We start from the raw sequence: 1,316 nt of genomic DNA, 5'->3' as shown, positions 1-1,316 counted from the left end.
GTAATATATCATTCTATTATTTATCCATACACCGCTACTAGTTAAGCTGCTTTAGTTTTTGTAACTTAGATAAATCTGGACTTTGAAACTATTTAAAAGTCATGACACTAGGTAAAAACGATTATTTTCTGATAATTTACATGAAATTAACATGGAATTAACCTTCTATATAAATAACCAGATTATTATTGGGGAATAATAGGAGGAATGAAATTTTGAGAAAACTATTTTGTAAAAGATTTATTAATTTACTAGTTATTGCACTACTGGTTCTACCCATCTTCTCAAGTCTTGCCATTCGTGCGCATGCAGAAGATACCGTGTCGGTTAAATTACTTTCGGTGAATGATTTACATGGTAAGATTGATGTAACAGCAACAATTAATAATGTAAATTACGGACGTGCTGATTATTTGGCTACTTATTTAAAAGCCCGTAAAGCAACCAATCCAGATAACACGCTAATTATCCATTCTGGAGATATGATTGGTGGCAGTTCTCCGGTTTCAGCTTTACTTCGAGATGAACCTACTGTTGAAATCATGGAAGCAATCGGATTTGATGTAGGAACTGTAGGTAACCACGAATTTGATAAAGGTACACAAGAATTCCTTCGGATGGTAAATGGCGGTGACCATCCGAACGGCACACAAGGATATAACGGGATGGACTTTCCAGTTATTGCTGCAAATGTGGAATACAAAGATAGCGGAAAGCTCATATTAGATCCCTATGCCATTAAAGAAGTAGATGGTGTTAAAATTGGATTTATTGGTGTAGCTACGGTTGAAACGCCTAATATGGTGATGGCCTCAGGTATTCAGGATATTCGTTTCACGGACGAAGCTGCCGCTGTTAATAAATATACGGAGGAGCTAAAAGCACAAGGAATTAAGGCAATTGTCGTTTTAGCTCACGTTCCTGGAAATCAAAGCGGTGAAACGGCCACTGGTCAAATTGCAAGTTTAGCTAAGAACGTAGATGACGAGGTAGATGTCATTATTGCTGCTCATAACCATGTGAAACTCAATGCGATTGTAGACAACAAACTTATTGTCCAAGCTTGGGAATATGGAAAATCCTTTGCGGATATTGATTTGAATATTGATCGTGCTACAGGAGACATTGTTGAAAAACATGCAGAAATCGTTGATGTTATTCAAGAAGGTGCAACTCCTGATCCAGAGGTTAGTGCCATTCTAGCCAAATATAAAGAAATGGCTGGACCAAAATTGAATGAAGTCATGGGTTATGCTGCTACTCCAATGACTGGCGGATACCCTATCAAAGGCATTATTGGTGACAATGCTCTTGGA

1 protein-coding gene is annotated in these 1,316 nt (G+C 37.5%); it reads left to right on the top strand.

What is annotated here, in order from left to right; translation table 11 throughout:
* Positions 1-215: 215 nt before the first annotated feature.
* The coding region (locus AC1DUW_RS29240; protein WP_477644241.1) for a metallophosphoesterase at positions 216-1,316 on the top strand (1,101 nt) is incomplete at its 3' end.

It is taken from the genome of Peribacillus sp. P4_C12, from assembly GCF_056402095.1.
Note: the sequence above shows the minus strand (reverse complement) of the source record. Positions and strands in the feature narration are given on the sequence as shown.